Source organism: Streptomyces sp. SID11385, assembly GCF_010548245.1.
GTDB lineage: Bacteria > Actinomycetota > Actinomycetes > Streptomycetales > Streptomycetaceae > Streptomyces.
This window is the reverse complement of the sequence record NZ_JAAGLR010000138.1, coordinates 1-223: the sequence shown is the minus strand read 5'-3', so window position 1 is coordinate 223 and position 223 is coordinate 1. Positions and strand designations below refer to the sequence as shown.

Genomic DNA, 223 nt, shown 5'->3' with positions numbered 1-223 from the left:
CGTGACGTGGCCGCCGAAGCCGATGTAGCCGTCACCACCCTCTTCTCCCACTTCGCCTCCAAAGAGGCCCTGGTGTTCGAGCAGGACACGGACTTTGAGCAGCGCCTCACCGAGGCGGTCACCGGACGGGCGCCGCATGAGCCGCTCCTCCCCCCGCTGCGCCGCGAGATCCACGCCCTGGTGCGCCACTGCACCGCAGACGGCAACGCCCCGGTCTGGGACA

The 223-nt window shown here is 70.0% G+C and carries 1 protein-coding gene; it reads left to right on the top strand.

Annotation, left to right across the window (positions count from 1 at the left end):
- A partial coding sequence (locus tag G3I42_RS04255) for a TetR family transcriptional regulator (protein WP_164282493.1) occupies positions 1 to 223 on the top strand: 223 nt, incomplete at both ends.